General features: G+C 35.6%; 16 protein-coding genes. 8 read left to right on the top strand and 8 right to left on the bottom strand.

Annotated features, from left to right (window positions below; genetic code table 11):
• Positions 1–210: 210 nt before the first annotated feature.
• The 3 genes from RHAB15C_RS06135 to RHAB15C_RS06125 form a co-directional block, all read right to left on the bottom strand.
• Positions 211–1638: an inorganic phosphate transporter gene (locus tag RHAB15C_RS06135; RefSeq protein ID WP_194845213.1), complete on the bottom strand. Its 1428-nt coding sequence runs from the start codon at positions 1636–1638 to the stop codon at positions 211–213.
• Between the two features lie 2 nt (positions 1639–1640).
• Positions 1641–2315: a TIGR00153 family protein gene (locus tag RHAB15C_RS06130; protein WP_194845214.1), complete on the bottom strand. Its 675-nt coding sequence runs from the start codon at positions 2313–2315 to the stop codon at positions 1641–1643.
• A gap of 72 nt (positions 2316–2387) precedes the next feature.
• On the bottom strand, positions 2388–3104 hold the full coding sequence (locus RHAB15C_RS06125) for a pseudouridine synthase (protein WP_194845215.1): 717 nt from the start codon (positions 3102–3104) through the stop codon (positions 2388–2390).
• A 401-nt stretch (positions 3105–3505) separates the two neighbouring features.
• Between RHAB15C_RS06125 and RHAB15C_RS06120 the strand changes: the two genes are divergently transcribed.
• The 4 genes from RHAB15C_RS06120 to RHAB15C_RS06105 all read left to right on the top strand — a co-directional run bounded on the left by RHAB15C_RS06120 (position 3506) and on the right by RHAB15C_RS06105 (position 6527).
• Complete coding sequence (locus RHAB15C_RS06120; protein ID WP_194845216.1) at positions 3506–4207, top strand: 2,3-bisphosphoglycerate-dependent phosphoglycerate mutase; 702 nt, start codon at positions 3506–3508, stop codon at positions 4205–4207.
• Positions 4185–5306: a cysteine desulfurase family protein gene (locus RHAB15C_RS06115; RefSeq protein ID WP_194845217.1), complete on the top strand. Its 1122-nt coding sequence runs from the start codon at positions 4185–4187 to the stop codon at positions 5304–5306. Before RHAB15C_RS06120 ends, RHAB15C_RS06115 begins: the two co-directional genes overlap by 23 nt.
• A complete protein-coding gene (locus RHAB15C_RS06110; RefSeq protein ID WP_194845218.1) occupies positions 5303–6064 on the top strand; it encodes a NifU family protein in 762 nt (253 codons plus the stop codon). The genes RHAB15C_RS06115 and RHAB15C_RS06110 overlap by 4 nt, the downstream gene beginning before the upstream one ends.
• Before the next feature lie 208 nt (positions 6065–6272).
• A complete protein-coding gene (locus RHAB15C_RS06105) occupies positions 6273–6527 on the top strand; it encodes a hypothetical protein (RefSeq protein WP_194845219.1) in 255 nt (84 codons plus the stop codon).
• Positions 6528–6948: 421 nt separating this feature from the next.
• Here RHAB15C_RS06105 and RHAB15C_RS06100 read toward each other — a convergent pair whose 3' ends face one another.
• Positions 6949–7692, bottom strand: a complete 744-nt coding sequence (locus RHAB15C_RS06100; RefSeq protein WP_194845220.1) for a biotin--[acetyl-CoA-carboxylase] ligase — start codon at positions 7690–7692, stop codon at positions 6949–6951.
• A 71-nt stretch (positions 7693–7763) separates the two neighbouring features.
• Between RHAB15C_RS06100 and RHAB15C_RS06095 the strand changes: the two genes are divergently transcribed.
• Genes RHAB15C_RS06095 through RHAB15C_RS06085 form a run of 3 tightly spaced genes read left to right on the top strand, consistent with a single transcriptional unit; the run spans position 7764 to position 9687 of the window.
• The gene (locus tag RHAB15C_RS06095) at positions 7764–8897 is read left to right on the top strand and encodes an FtsW/RodA/SpoVE family cell cycle protein (protein WP_194845221.1); all 1134 of its coding nucleotides are present in this window, start codon (positions 7764–7766) and stop codon (positions 8895–8897) included.
• The gene (locus tag RHAB15C_RS06090; protein ID WP_194845222.1) at positions 8897–9340 is read left to right on the top strand and encodes a hypothetical protein; all 444 of its coding nucleotides are present in this window, start codon (positions 8897–8899) and stop codon (positions 9338–9340) included. The genes RHAB15C_RS06095 and RHAB15C_RS06090 overlap by 1 nt, the downstream gene beginning before the upstream one ends.
• Positions 9322–9687 (top strand): hypothetical protein, encoded by a 366-nt coding sequence (locus tag RHAB15C_RS06085; protein ID WP_194845223.1) that lies wholly within the window; start codon positions 9322–9324, stop codon positions 9685–9687. The genes RHAB15C_RS06090 and RHAB15C_RS06085 overlap by 19 nt, the downstream gene beginning before the upstream one ends.
• Positions 9688–10156: 469 nt before the next feature.
• Here RHAB15C_RS06085 and rpsJ read toward each other — a convergent pair whose 3' ends face one another.
• The 4 genes from rpsJ to rpsL form a co-directional block, all read right to left on the bottom strand.
• Positions 10157–10507: a 30S ribosomal protein S10 gene (gene rpsJ / locus RHAB15C_RS06080; protein WP_194845224.1), complete on the bottom strand. Its 351-nt coding sequence runs from the start codon at positions 10505–10507 to the stop codon at positions 10157–10159.
• A 16-nt stretch (positions 10508–10523) separates the two neighbouring features.
• Positions 10524–12629, bottom strand: a complete 2106-nt coding sequence (gene fusA / locus RHAB15C_RS06075) for an elongation factor G (protein WP_194845225.1) — start codon at positions 12627–12629, stop codon at positions 10524–10526.
• A 9-nt stretch (positions 12630–12638) separates the two neighbouring features.
• Entirely contained in the window at positions 12639–13112 is a 474-nt protein-coding gene (gene rpsG, locus RHAB15C_RS06070) for a 30S ribosomal protein S7 (protein WP_194845226.1), read from the bottom strand.
• A 130-nt stretch (positions 13113–13242) separates the two neighbouring features.
• Positions 13243–13614 carry a 30S ribosomal protein S12 gene (gene rpsL / locus RHAB15C_RS06065; RefSeq protein ID WP_138106740.1) on the bottom strand — a complete coding sequence of 124 codons (372 nt, stop codon included), beginning with the start codon at positions 13612–13614 and terminating at the stop codon, positions 13243–13245.
• Between the two features lie 237 nt (positions 13615–13851).
• Here rpsL and tsp point away from each other — a divergent pair, with 237 nt between their 5' ends.
• Positions 13852–15846: a tail-specific protease Tsp gene (tsp, locus tag RHAB15C_RS06060; protein ID WP_194845227.1), complete on the top strand. Its 1995-nt coding sequence runs from the start codon at positions 13852–13854 to the stop codon at positions 15844–15846.
• Positions 15847–15858 lie beyond the last annotated feature (12 nt).

Here is a 15858-nt window from a genome sequence, read left to right as displayed (position 1 = left end):
ATTCACGCAAAGTAGGAGTGCAATACGTAGTTCTTTTTACAAGGTCAGAAGCGATTTTTATCAGGGGATTTGCTTGGATAGAAGAATATCTAAAAATTACGAAGGTACAGGTCTTTAGCTTTTTTTAAGAGCTATTATATTGTATCGAGATTTACATCTTAAGTTATTTTCTAAATAACACGAGGTGAGTTAATCTGGCTATTTTTTAAATTAAAATTTATATAAAAATAGCTTTAGTAAATAAAAGATAAGAACACTAGTTATTGCGCTGGCAGGAAGGGTGATTACCCAAGATAGTGCGATATCGCGAAGCATCCTAAGGTTTAAAGCGCGGATTCCGCGAGCTAGTCCTACCCCTAGGACAGCACCGACTAAGCAGTGTGTGGTAGAAACAGGTAGGCCTAATTTAGAAGCTAGGAGGATGGTAATAGCAGTGCCGAATTCAGCGGAAAATCCACGGGTAGGGGTAAGCTCAGTGATTTTTTTTCCAATAGTAGCAATGACTCTCCAGCCCCAGGTTGCAAGACCTGTTACAATTCCTAACCCTCCGAATACAAGTAGCCAAGAAGGAACTGTTGCTGCTTGAGAAACAATTCCTCTATTAATAATGTCTAGAACGGCTGCAACAGGGCCTATAGCATTAGCAACATCATTAGCTCCGTGACCAAAAGCAACAAAAGAAGCGCTTAAGATTTGCAAGTAGCCAAACATTTTTTCTACAGAAGTATATTCAGAAGTACGTTCTAAAAAGTTTGTTTCTTGTCTTAATTGTTGAGAGAGCGATTGGATTTCTTTCACTAAATGTCCTATCTGTTCATGGGTTTCATCATAAGATACCACATGAACGCGCTGTAGGTGCTTGAGTGCTTTTTCTAGACTGATAACCGTTTGAGGGGAATAACGAGAAATAGGGGTTGATTCATTGGGAGAATACACTCTACGAACTAATAGAAAAGCGATAAAAGAAGCAATGCTACCAATGACAAAGGCAAAAGCTAATACTTGGATAAAAGAAAAATGCCAATTTAAATGAGTAAGCCCGTTGAACAGTAAACTTAGAGTAAATACACCAAGAGCAATGAAGGTTAATAAAGGAATAAATTTTCTTGCTGCTTCTAAAGGGTTCATTGCATATAAAATATTGCGTTGCAGCATATTAAATACAAAATAAGAAATCATACCTGCTAAAACAGGTGAGATAACCCAACTAGTTGCAATGGAATTCACTGCATTCCATTGAATAGCATCGATTCCCATAATCACGCCAGCAAAACCTAAAATAGCTCCTACAATCGCATGGGTTGTAGAAACAGGCCATCCAAAAAAAGAAGCTATTTGTAACCAGACCCCAGTTCCGCATAACGCAGCGCACATCCCTAAGACTAAGATCAAGGGATCTTCTGCAAACAATTGAGTGTGAATCAATCCTTTTTGCATGGTTTCTGAGACATGAGATCCAAGGAAGAAAGCTCCACTAAACTCTAGGACAGCTGCTAGAATAACCGCTCTTCTTAAAGTAAGAGCTCCAGAGCCAACAGATGTCCCCATAGCATTAGAAACATCGTTGGCTCCAATATTCCAGGCCATATAAAGACCAATGGCTAGAACAAGCAATGTAAGTATTGTTGCAGTGTCCATCGTTATTTTAGTTCTAGGACCATTCTAATGCGGTTTGCTAAGCTCTCAGAAAGATGAGAGATTTTTGCTATTTCTTCAATCAAGCGTATCCATAAATAGAAACCTGCATTAGAAAGAGAATGAGCTCTAGTGAATAACTCTTTTGTAAGTACATGCTGCATCTTGCTTGCTTCATGTTCGAGATAGGCGGTTTCCTCTACCATTGTTTTTACTTTTTCTGCTTCAATTCCTCCAAAAGAAGATTCTAACAACTCATCGATTTCCTCAATGATACGCTTAGAATGAATAAATACCTCTTCATTTTTATAAAAAAAACTCTGTACTTGTGGAAGAAATCCATTGCACTCTTCTAGAGGGCTTAAAGTAAGTAGGGTAGCAATGTCTTCTGCCTTATCGGATATATCATCTTGGATAGATAAGATATCGAGAAATTGTGCCCGATCAATAGGTAAAAAGATACTCCTAGGAAGATGGTTACGGATATCATTTTTAGCTAGATCCGCTTCATGTTCAAGACGAGAAATTTCATGAGCTGCTTTTGCAATCTTTTCTATATCTTTTTTCTCTAAATTAGCAAACATCTGTGAGAGTTTTTCTATGCAATGAGCTACTTTTTTCATATGGGTTTGCAGAGGAGCAAAAGGAGACTTGCCAAAAAGGCGTGCGATGTTAAGCATACAATCCTGTTATAAAATACTCAAATCTCATATCAGAATCTAGCTTTAAAGTTAATTGAATACAACTCTTTTTCAAAGATTAGAAGATTGAAAAATAATTTGCTTTTCTGTTTCCGACATGTGTCGAAAACCGCCTTCGACAATAGGACCTAGGAGCAACCCGCCGATACGAATGCGGCATAGTTCTAAAATCTCAAGGTTTGCTGCTTGTACAAGCAAACGAACCTCTCGCTTCTTTCCTTCTTTAACTACAATTTTTAATGTGCCTTTACGTACTTTTATCACTCGTATAGGTTTTATAAAAGATCCTTCTATAAAAATTCCTTTAGAGATTTGTTTTAGATGTAAATCAGTCACTTCTTGTAGTGTTTTGATTAAATATTCTTTTTGAATATTAGAAGATGGATGGATCACCTTATTTGCAAAATGTCCATCATTAGTCACCAATAAGAGTCCTGTTGTATCTCTATCTAACCGTCCAATAGTGAATAGGCGATAGGGAAGATGAGCGAATAAATCGACAACTCTTTTTTTTGTTCCTAAAGGAGCATTGGAACAAATAAAACCATGAGGTTTGTTTAAAATGTAGTAAACTTTTTTTTCTTCAGCCTGGATGGGCTCATTATCCACACAAATTTGATCTTTTTGAGCGCAAACAAGGGTTTGAGGAATAAGTATGACCTCGTCATTAACGGTCACTCTACCCTTAAAAATTAATTCTTCTGAAGCTCTTCGGGAAGCCACTCCAGCTGCAGCAAGGACTTTGCTTAAACGTTTTTTGTCTTCCATAAGGGAAAAATTATATAAGAGATAACAGTAAATTTCAACGGTTTAAATTTATGTTTCAGAAATAACACGAGTAGGTAGATCAGTACCTTACATCTACATTACTAAATTTTAGAATAAGGCGACCTGGTCATTCCAATGTTTTGTGGAAGAGGATTAATTCTACGCGTTTGTGTTCATGCTCCTCTACCTATAGAGATATAGCCGGGGTAATGTTTGCCTCACCGGCTCTAATTTTTGTTTCTAGCCAGAGAGCTTCTACAGGGTTTAATGTAAAGTTCGTCAAGGATCTTTCCAGGATGAGGTGGTTTTCTTTTTCTTCTCATTAAATTTTTGTTTCGTTTTTTGATTTTTCTAGTTTTTGCTAATATGATTCCAATAGAGATACTTTAAATGGAAGATATATGTCAAAAAAAGCTACTTTAATCATGATGCGCCATGGACAATCGGAATGGAATAAGCATAATTTATTTACTGGATGGGTGGATATTCCCTTAAGTCAGAAAGGGATCGAAGAGGCGATCGAAGCTGGTAAAAAAATCGCTCATATTCCTATCGATTATATTTTTACTTCTACATTGTTTAGAGCACAAATGACTGCGATGATTTCGATGGCATATCATCAATCGGGGAAAGTCCCTTATTTTATAGAGCCAGAAAGAAATAAACCGGAAAAATGGTCTCAAATCCATGATGAGAATATAAAAAAACATTGTATACCCGTTGTAAAGGCATGGCAATTAAATGAGAGAATGTACGGAGATTTGCAGGGCATAAATAAACAAAAAACAATCGAGAGGTTTGGAAAAGAACAAGTACAAAAATGGCGCAGAAGTTTTGATATTCCCCCTCCAGAAGGAGAGAGTTTAGCTATGACAGCTGAGCGCACAATACCTTATTTTAAAGAATATGTGTTACCTATTTTGCAACAAGGAAAAAACGTTCTCCTTGCGGCTCATGGAAATTCTTTGCGTTCGGTTGTGATGTATCTAGATCATTTGTCTAAAGAGCAGGTAGTGGAGTTGGAACTTGCTACAGGGGAGCCTCTATTTTATACTTTTATGCATAATACTTGGGAAAAAAATGATATATCTCGATCATCATAATGCTACAAAGCCTTCTCTATCCGCTATTGAAAGAATGCTCGTATTTTTTAAAAATGATTGGGGATACCCTTTGGTTCCTCATTTCATGGGGCAACAGATAGTAGATTCTATGAAGAAGAATACTAAACGTTTTGCTGATTTATTAGGATTAAACCCCCAAGATCGCATTTTTTGTTTTCAAAATCGTTTAGAAGCTCTATCTCACTTGGCATTTTCTCATTACCGTAATATGGTTTATCAGACTGGTAAAAATCAGATCTTAACAACTAATATAGAAGATAGGGGTTCATTAGAGATTTGGCAAGAGTTAGAAGACATAGGATGTATATGTAGGCAAATTGAGATCAATGAGCAAGGACAAATCACTCAAGAGATATTAGATAAAGCTTTACTTCCTAAAGTTTCTATTTTAAGTTTATCTTGGGCAAATCCTATGACTGGCATCATCCATCCAGTGGCTGATTTAGCAGAGCTGTGTAAAGAAAAGGGCATTCTTTTGCATATAGATGCAAGTTCTGTGCTGGGTAAAATCCATCTTTGTTTACGTGATCTTCCTATTGATTTTTTGACCTTAGAAGGGTCTTTGATCCATGCTCCTCAAGGAACTTCTGTCATGATTGTTAAAGAACATACTTTATTTTCTTGCACGCAGCAACCCATGCCCGCTTCTTTGGCTTGTTTAGTGGCAGCTGTTGAAGAAAATGTCGCTCTTTTTGAATCGATTTGCTTAGAAACTGCAAGACTACGCGATGAATTTGAAGAAAAGATCTCTTTACAAATTAGCGATGCCAAGATTCTCTTTACCCATGTAGAGCGACTTCCTAATTGCTCTGTTATTGTCTTCCCAGACATACATGCAGAAGCTCTTTTGTATTTGCTAAATCGTAAAGGAGTATTTGCTTCTATAGGATCTGGGCAGTATCAATTGCTTTCTCAAATACTTATTAAATGTCATATTGCACCTGAATTAGCTTATACGGCAATTAATTTTAGCCTCTCTTATGAAACAACAGAAGAGCAAATACAAGCAGCTGTTTGTATCATTGTAGATTGTGTAAGGCAACTAAAAAAAATGACTCTTTTAGGAGATGCTTTATGATCCATTCCTGGATGCAATATAGTAAACGTCTTGCACAAAAAATTGAAAAACCTTTGTATGTAGGTGCATTTTCTTTTGCAGAAGCACAAGCTAAAGGAATGAGATTAGCTGTTGGAACACAGGGCAATTATCAACTGGGAAAATGGATTAAAATTTACTTGCTTGTAGATGAGAGCGACGGCGTTATTGCTGATGCAAAATTTCAGATGTTTGGTCCTCCTTGCTTAATTGGTGCTCTAGAAGCTGCTTGTGAAGTTTTAATACGCAAAAATTACGATCAAGCAGCTCTTATAAACACAGATTTAATTGATAAACAAGCGCGTGATAAGAGTCAGATTCCTGCTTTTCCTGAGTCTGCTTTTTCTTATTTAAATCTTGTCATTGATGCAATTAAAGACGCAGTACAATCTTGTAGAGATATTGTTCTTCCAGATAATTATATAACTACTCCTTTGAATTCCTTATTGCATAATCAAGAGGAATATTCTGGATGGAAAGATCTTAGTCATGAGCAAAAAATAGCTATATTAGACATGGTAATTGCAAATGATATTCGCCCTTACATAGAGTTAGATGCAGGTGGGATTGAGATTAAAGAACTTACTTTGGATAATCAGGTAATTATTGCTTATCAAGGAGCTTGTACTTCTTGTCCTTCTGCAATAGGGTCAACCTTGCAAGCCATTGAAGAAATTTTGCAAACAAAGGTATATTCTGGTTTGTCGGTTAAGCCAGACCTTTCCTTATTAAATTATTAAGAGGGTTGATTTTTCATGCTGCACATGATCTTTTTTGCTGCTATTCCTAAGGATTTTTGCGGAAGAGGCTCTAACAGGAGATTGAAGTGGGACTAGATCATAAAATGTGTATTTTATTTTCAGGCATTTCTTTTATATAAAAAAATTTATTTACATTAAAAATAATTTATAATAAAGTTTTTTAAACTTCCTTAGAAGAGAAATACATATGTCCGCAAACGATAAGTCAATAGCTATTTCTTCACAAGATCAATCTAGTTTTAAAAGAAGCGTAACAATACGTACTGGTTTAAATGCATTAGAAAGTATCCCTTCTTTAAGAGAAACAGAGAGCGCAGCAAAAACTGATTTAAATATATCGGAAAGCATCTCTTCTTTAAAGAGAAGAGTGAGTTTAAAAAAAACTGAGACTAGTTGCTTCTCTAATCTTTTTACCTGTTTTTCAAATGTATTTAAGAAGTAAAGATTTGTGAAGCATTAGAGAAAGCTTGTTTTTTGTTTCATATTTAGGCTTAAAAGTGGCTTTTTATTTTTTTTACTGGTTTCAATTAATGGATTTTAAGTGTAAAATTCCTCTTTGAATCGACATTTCCATATTAGAAAATGGACCAGCGCATAGATTTCAGCATGCTGCAATACAGGAACTATAATCAAATGAAGAAACCGATAGAGCACTTGCAAAAGCAGCAGTAGCAATAATAGGAAGAGCTACCTTATTGAGTTCTTTGCAATATTTGCAATCGAAGTAGAGGATCTTCTTTCTATTTGACTATTATTTGAAAAAATTGCTCTGCACATTTATATATATTCTTTTTTTACTGGAAAATTTTTAAAAGGATGTAGATCCATATGAAAAAAATAATTTCAGTTTTTTTCAAATGTATTTAAGAAGTAGAAATTTCTGCAGCATTAAGAGAAATCATAGAGCCGGAGGGGAGTTGCAAATTTAATGTGCCATCAGGATTTATTGAATGACAGATTCCTTGTATTTTTTGATTCCCTAATTGGCAAACAATCTCTTTATCTTGAAAAGCAAGTAGTTTTTGATAGATGGGTTGAAAATGAGTAAACCCAGAAGAAGAAAGTAATCGAAGATAGTTATAAAATGTATATAAAATAGGATTTAAAATACTACCTAGTTCCCAGGTTCTTTTACTAAAGAGCATTAAAGAGGTAGCTTTTTGATCGACCTTTTTCAAATGTTCTTCGTTCGTATTTACATTAAGGCCCATTCCAAGTACAATTTCCAGCTTTTCAGAGCGAAGGACCTCTACTAAAAAGCCTGCTATTTTTTTCTTTTCGAGCAAGAGGTCATTTGGCCATTTAAGTTGTAGAGCAAACCCTTTGCTTTCTAAAACATGGCTGCAAGCTAGCGCTAAAATTTGCCCTAGGTTTATGAGATAAGAGTAATTTAAAGGAAGAGTAAAAAATAAAGTTGCATAGATATTTCCAAAAGGGGAAACCCAGCTGCGCTTACATCTGCCATACCCTTTTGTTTGTTGACTGGCAGTAATAACAGTTATGTGGTTCTGATTTAAAAGAGAGGTATTTCTTTTAGCCCAACTGTTTGTAGAATCAATTGTTGCAAAATGGATATAGTCAAATTTTGGCTTAACAGGCAGGCCCATGGAGTTCTCCTAGACAAAATTAGATTAAGTACGTAATTTGTGTCCAATAGGTATATTCAAAGAAGTTAATTATGTGGGATCATCGGTATTTAAGTCGCCTTGATTTTAGAATGATTCCAATTATATTAATTTTAATGGTAGTTAGCGTTTTGGTTATTGCTTCTATGACAGGTGCTAATTTTGATGAAGAAGAGGCTACCGTATTTACCATATGGGTCATGAAGCAAATACGATTTTTTATTATTGGCTGGATTGTCTATTTTATAATTGCTGCATTAGACTATCGTAAATTTAAAAAATGGGTATGGATTTTTTATTTAGGAATACTCATTTTACTGATAGGGCTTTTTTTTATTCCTACGGTACATAATGTACAGAGATGGTATAGAATTCCTGGCATTCCTTTTGATATACAGCCATCCGAAGGAGCAAAATTGGTAGTGATAATGGCTTTGAGTTTATATTTGGAGAATCATAAGCGGCATATCCAATATATGCGCATTCCTTATCAGGCTTTATTAATTGTCCTTGTCCCTTTTTTTTTGATTTTAAAACAACCCGATTTAGGTACAGCCCTTGTTTTATATCCTATTACACTTATTTTATTTTATTTAGGAGGAGTACAAAAAAAAGTGATTAAAGTTATGGCCTATTTAGCATTATTTGCTTTGGGTTGTGTGAGTTTGGTTTTTTTAAATGTTTTGTCTCATGAACAGATCCGTCCTTATGCAACTAAGGTCTTGAAAGAATATCAATATGAAAGACTTAATCCAAGTACCTATCATCAGAAAGCTTCTCAAACAGCAACTGCATTAGGATCTTGGACTGGTAGTGGTTGGCGTAATAGTGATTTTTCTGGTAAACAGTGGTTACCTGCTGCTCATACAGATTCTGTATTTGCTGCTTTTTCTGAAGAATTTGGTGTAATAGGGGTGTTTTTCTTACTGCTCTTCTTTTCTGGCTTGATCTATTTTGGATTTCAGGTAACTGCAATAGCAAATGATGATTTTGGACGCTTGCTATCTGCAGGAATTACAGCTTATTTAGCTATACATATGATTATTAATATGGGGATGATGTGCGGCTTTTTACCTATTACCGGAGTGCCTTTGCTGTTGATTACTTACGGTGGATCATCGGTAATTTCAACGATGGCAGCTTTGGGGATTTTACAAAGTATTTATAGCAGAAGGTTTATGTTTTAATGAATCAACATTCATTTCTTTTTAATGCAGGTGTTTGGTTAGGGCAGGGAACGATTCAACTGAATATGGTAACAGAAGAACTTGCTTTTTTTACCCGTTGGAATATAGAAAATAAAGATCATTCAAATAAGATTGCTTGTGAGCAAGAGATACAAATCAAGGGTTTTTCCGATATGATGCGTAATCAATTTTGTGTTTCTAATATGGAACACGGAGAATTTATCATCGATTTAGAAAATCAAGCCGTAGGTAAAATTCAAGGTACAGGTTTAATCAATGATAAAATTATTGCTTGGGAATTTCGAATCAATGAGATTGGCTTTGAGGGCTTTGAGGTGTATGAAAAACAGGAAGACCAGAGCTATTTATTGCGAGCAGAATATGCAACAGCAGATCAATTTCGTACTTTTATTCAAGGACGTATATGGCAAAAAGACGATTAATAACTATTACTTATCTATCATTATTAACAGGTTGTTGTTCTTCCTACTTTGCAATGACCGATAGGAGTTTTTGTGAAATCGAAACAGGTGCTTCAATTAATGAAATACAATGCCAAGTAGGAGATCCTTATGCAATTTGCATACGCGAAGATGGGGCGGAAGAATATCAATATATAGAAAGAATTGACTTAGGCAATGGTCTTGTTATAGAAAAGCATTATTTTTTGCTTGTAAAAGAGAACAAGGTGATTAGCAAGCGTCTGGTGCGTAGAATCCCTCCTGCTTACAATCTTCTTTATGAAACAGAACCTAACTACCCATCATATAACTATCCATTATATCCTTGAGGATGTTTTTAACATGGAGCATTGTTGTTAGAAATTTTGGTCTTTAATAGCAATAGACACTTCTACTTTTTTAGGAGAGTCTGAAAAAAAAATTGTCTCCGTAAGCTTTCATAAATCTGCTTATTGCCAAATATTCTCTCATATTTTAAGTAAATTTTTAAGATATTCCCTAACTATTCGAAAAAATGCATAAGACCTCAATGAGACAATTTTAGCCATTATTCCTTTAGGAACAAGATTTAATAGTTTAAACTGATTAGTTTTTTTTAAAAAAACATTCGGTATTGATCAGGTTAGAGCTGGACTTTTATTTAAAGCATTTTATTTCTAGAACTAATTTTGGTTCTATGGTAGTTCCTAAATAAGATGTTACATATTAGTTTATTTATAAAAAAATAAATAACAAACAAAAAAAGGATACAACAAATGTTGTATCCTTTTAAAGACAAAAAGCGATACTCATTGCTTTTTAAGTAGATTTAGTCGGTTTTCCTTTAGAAGATAATTGCTTAACTGTAATGTGCACCCCAGGTGCAACAGGAAGCACTTTTAGTTTATCAAGTGTATCCGGTGTTGGATCTAGGATTTCTAACATACGACTACAAGTACGTGTTTCAAACTGCTCATGAGATTTACGATCACCATGAGGGGATCTTAAGACAGTATTTCCTTGTCTTTTAGTAGGTAGAGGAATGGGGCCTGCTACCCTAGCTTCGGTACATTTTGCTGTCTCGACAATGTCAATTACAGCACCGTCTAGCTTGCGTTGATCATAGCCTTTGAGGCGAACTCGTATTTTCTTTTTTTCTTTTTTAGCCATATATACTTGTTTGTTTTTATTTTTTCACAATTGTATCTTGAATTTTTTGAGGAACACGCTCAAAATGAGAGGGCTCCATTACATAACTGGCACGTCCCGAACTAATAGAGCGAAGCTGTGTAGAATATCCAAACATTTCACTTAAAGGGACTTCTGATTCAATGAGAATTATCCCTTTTTGTGTAATTTGATTGAGAATTTTACCGCGACGACGATTAACATCACCTATCACATCTCCCATAAATTGCTCTGGGGTAGATACAGAAACTTTCATGATTGGCTCTAGTAAGATAGGGGAGCTCTTGCGCGCTGCTTCCTTAACAGCCATTGATCCGCAGATTTTAAAAGCCATTTCACTTGAGTCAACTTCATGATAAGAGCCATAAACAATAGAAACTTTTACGTCAACAAGGCCATAACCTGCTAAGACACCTGTTGCAAGTCCTTCATTAACCCCTTTAATAACCGCTGGAATGTATTCTTTTGGAATAACGCCACCGACGATTTTGCTAACAACTTCATTACCTTTACCTTGTTCATTAGGTTCAATTTCCAAAACAACATGTGCGTATTGACCACGCCCACCGGATTGTTTAACGTATTTTGTTTCTGTTTTACAGGGTTTTGTAATAGTTTCCTTATAGGCAACTTCTGGTTTGCCCACATTTGCTTCTACGGAAAATTCGCGGCACATGCGATCTCGAAGGATTTCTAAGTGTAATTCTCCCATCCCTGCAATAATTGTTTGACCTGTTTCTTCATTGGTAAATACACGAAATGTAGGATCTTCTTCAGAGAGAGCTCCCAAAGCTACGGAGAGTCTTTCTCTATTTTCTTTTGATTTTGGTTCAATTGCCATAGAAATTACAGGTTCTGGGAATTCCATTTTTTCCAACAAAAGAGGAGAGTTTTCGCTACATAAAGTATCTCCTGTACTAGTATACTTTAGACCAATACAAGCTGCTATATCTCCTGTAAAAAAGTCATCACGATCTTTACGTTGATTCGCGTGCATTTCTAGCAAACGTGAGATTCTTTCTTTTTTACCTTTTGTTGTATTTATTAAAGTGCTCCCTTTAGAAAGAACGCCTGAATAAATGCGTACAAAAGTTAATCTACCTACATAAGGATCGGTTGCAATTTTAAATGCTAAAGCAGCTAAAGGGCCATCGTCTTTGGGCTCCAAAGTCATTTGTTCATCTGTTATAGCATTAATTCCTTTAATTAATCCTCGATCAATGGGGGAGGGCATCCAGTTAACAATTGCATCCAATAAAGGTTGTACTCCTTTGTTTTTAAATGCTGTTCCACATAAAACTGGATTTAGTCGATTTTGGCAAACCGCTTTGCGAATAGCTATATGAATCTCGTTTTCTGTTATGCTGTCTGGGTTTTCTAGCACCTTTGTCATAAATTCTTCGCTTTCTTCGTCAACAGTTGCTAGTTCTTCAAGCAATTGTTGGCGCATTTCTTGACATTTAGTGAGTAGATCTTCTGGGATTTCTGCTGTTTCATATTTAGCACCTAAAGTCTCATCTAAAAAGAGATATGCTTTCATTTTGATTAAATCAACCATCCCTTTAAAATTACCTTCTGCACCAATAGGACATTGAACAGGGATAGCATTAGCTCCTAGTTTATCTTTCATAGAATCAACAGCTATGAAGAAGTCAGCTCCTACACGATCCATTTTATTAATAAATGCAATGCGCGGAACATTATAACGCTCTGCTTGGCGCCAAACGGTTTCTGATTGAGGTTGCACTCCTGCTACTGCGTCAAAAACCGCAACAGCACCATCTAAAACTCTAAGCGAACGCTCTACTTCTACTGTAAAATCAACATGACCTGGGGTGTCTATAATATTAATTTTACAATCTTCTCCGTCTTTATCCGGCCAATATACAGTGGTAGATGCCGAGGTAATGGTAATACCTCTTTCACGTTCTTGCTCCATGAAATCCATTGTTGCAGCACCCTCATGCACCTCACCAATACGGTGAGAGCGCCCAGAGTAGTAAAGGATACGTTCAGTTGTAGTTGTTTTACCAGCATCAATATGCGCCATGATGCCAACGTTACGTACTTTTTTTAGTTTATCTTTTTCCGGTCGTTGATTCATAAGGCTCCTTTACCATTTGTAGTGGGCAAATGCACGATTCGATTCTGCCATGCGATGTGTATCATCTTTTTTCTTAATAGTAGTGCCTTGATTGTTGTAACAGTCTACGAGTTCAGAGCAAAGAGCTTCTTCCATTGATCTTCCGGCTTTAGCGCGAGAATAGTTAATGATCCAAGTCATGGCCATTGAAGTTCTACGATCGGCAGGGATTTCAATAGGGACTTGATAAGTAGCTCCACCAATACGACGAGATTTTACTTCTAAAGAAGGCTTTGCGTTCTCTAGAGCTTGCAAAAAGTCATTTAAAGGGTCAGTAGATTTAATTTTTTTTGCAAAAGCTTCGATAGCATTATAAACAATGCGGCGAGCAGTAGATTTTTTGCCGCTAATCATAGTCTTATTAATCAATTTAGCCACAACTTCGCTCTTATAATGTGGGTCTGGTTCAGGTTGTCTCTTAGTAGCACGACGTCTTCTTGACATAATTTTCCTTTTTTCAAAATAATGGTCTTCACTTGAGCTGCTTTGCTCGGCCCACGATTGACTCTTTTATTTTAAAAAAAGAGACAGTTGAGGGCCAGGATCTCCATATGTTGGATATCCTAAGATTACTTTACTTAGGGCGCTTTGCACCGTATTTGGATCTGGATTGTTTTCGATCTTTTACTGCGGCACAATCAAGAGCTCCTCTTACAATATGGTAACGCACACCAGGGAGATCTTTTACCTTCCCACCACGGACCAGTACGATGCTATGCTCTTGCAGGTTATGGCCTTCTCCTCCAATATAAGCAATAATTTCTTTCCCGTTAGACAGGCGTATCCATGCAACTTTTCTTAAAGCGGAATTCGGCTTTTTTGGAGTTTTTGTCTTTACCTGAACACAAACACCACGCTTTTGCGGACAATTTTGTAGAGCAGGGGACTTCTCTCTTTTTCTTTTTGATTTGCGTCCAAAACGCACTAATTGGTTAATTGTTGGCATCTTTGCCCTTCTCCTTGAGCGAGTTAATTAAAAAAAGAAGCCTTAGGAAAAAGCTTCTGCTACTTCTTAGCATACAATATGGAAGAAAATATAACTGGGAACAACATTTCTTGCAAAAAGATTATCAAAAATCTAGTTTAAAAATTTTTTAAACTAGATTTCTTAAGCATTTATTGAGAAATTTAATTTTAAAAATTAGACTTATCATATAAATAAGGATAAACAAGGGTTATTAGGATGAAGGTATTTAATTTTTTTTTAATAAGTTTATTCGGTCTGATTTTAGTATCTGGTAATATGGGGACTTTTAAAAAACCAGGTATAGCAATTTCTTCTATTCGTAATAACATGGAAGAGATGTTACGCTACCATGTGGAACATAAAGAATTTAATGAGTTACTTGCTAAACGTAGTTTGAGAATTTATATCGAGCAATTTGATAACAATAAAAATTATTTACTTTTTGATGAAATTGATGCTTATCTTAATCCATCCCACGAATTGTTAACTCAAATGGTAGAGCAATATAAACAAGGTTATTTCACGGTTTTCCAAGAATTAAATAACATAATTAAAAATTCCATTAAAAGAGAACGTGTTTATCGAATAGCACTGCAAAAAGAGCTTATAAAAACAAGGGAAGAACTTATAAATCACAAAACCTATTCTGATTATCCCCGTAGTAAAGAAGAGCTACAAGCAAGGATTAAAAGCCATTTACAAAAAATCATTGCATTTGAGAAGAAACAGAACCCAAACAGAAAGTTTGATGCTGAGTGTATTCAAAAGGTGTTTGTTTTATGGGAAAAACGTTTATCTCGTTTAGAGGATGCTTATCTAGATATAGATGCTCAGGGTAAAAAACTGACTAAAAATGCTTTAGAAGAACAGATATCTATGCATGTTCTTAAAGCTATGGCAAAGAGCTTAGATGCACATACCTGTTATTTTAGTCCTAAAGAAGCTATAGAAATGCGCACTTGTCTAGAAAAACAATTCGAAGGAATTGGTGTAGTATTAACCGAATCTATTGAAGGGGTTATTATTAGCGATTTAATTAAAGGAGGACCGGCTTATCGTTCAGGAAAAATTATGCCGGGGGATGTACTTGTATCCATTGATGGGAAATCTACTTCTCAGCTCTCTTATGAACAAGTCTTAGACTGCCTACAAAACGGGAATAAGCGCAAGATTATGTTAGAATTAAAAAGAATGCAAGAGAAACAAGAGATAAGTTATTTTGTAGTGCTACAAAAAGAAAAAATCATCATAGAACAGGATCGTTTGCAATATGCTTTTGAGCCATTTGGTGATGGAATTATTGGGAAACTTACTCTTCCTTCTTTTTATGAAAGTAAAGACAGTTCAAGTTGTGAAGCAGATATTCGATTTGCTTTAAGAGAGTTAAAAAAACAAGGTAAGTTGCATGGCTTGGTGTTAGATTTAAGGGATAATTCTGGTGGGTTCTTAACGCAAGCTGTTAAAGTTGCAGGTCTTTTCATTTCTAATGGAGTGATTGTTGTTTCCAAATATGCTCAAGAAGAAATACAATATTTACGGGAGTTAGATGGAAGGAATTATTACGATGGTCCTTTGGTTATTTTAACTTCAAAATTTTCAGCTTCTGCTGCTGAAATTGTGGCTCAAGCATTGCAAGACTATGGTGTTGCTTTAGTGATAGGGGATGAGCGAACTTATGGAAAAGGCACGATTCAATTTCAAACTGTGACAAGAGAAAAAGCGCCTTCTTTTTTTAAAGTAACTGTCGGTAGGTATTATACTGTTTCAGGAACCTCTACGCAAATCGAGGGAGTAAAAGCTAACATTGTAGTTCCTACCAGATATTTTATCTATGATGTAGGAGAGCGGTTTTTGCAATACCCGCTAAAATGTGATCGAATTCCATCGGTGTATACAGATCCTTTGGTGGATATAAATCCCCAACAAATTAATTGGTTTCAAAAAAATTATTTGCCAAATCTTCAGAAAAAGGTTTCTATCTGGAGCCAAATGGAATCGCTTTTAACAATAAATAGTAGTCAAAGGCTTAGTCGTGATAAAAATTTCTCTCTGTTTTTAGATATTAAAAAACAAGAAAAAGAAGGAAAAGAAAATACTTTAACGGCGAATCGCAACTGGGGAGTAGAAGATCTGCAAATGTCTGAGGCATTAAATATTTTAAAGGATATGGCATTATTAGAAAGCAGTGCTCAAAACTTTACTAAAAGATAAACAATCTATTGC

Source organism: Candidatus Rhabdochlamydia porcellionis (genome assembly GCF_015356815.2).
Classification (GTDB): Bacteria; Chlamydiota; Chlamydiia; order Chlamydiales; family Rhabdochlamydiaceae; genus Rhabdochlamydia; species Rhabdochlamydia porcellionis.
Note: the sequence above shows the minus strand (reverse complement) of the source record. Positions and strands in the feature narration are given on the sequence as shown.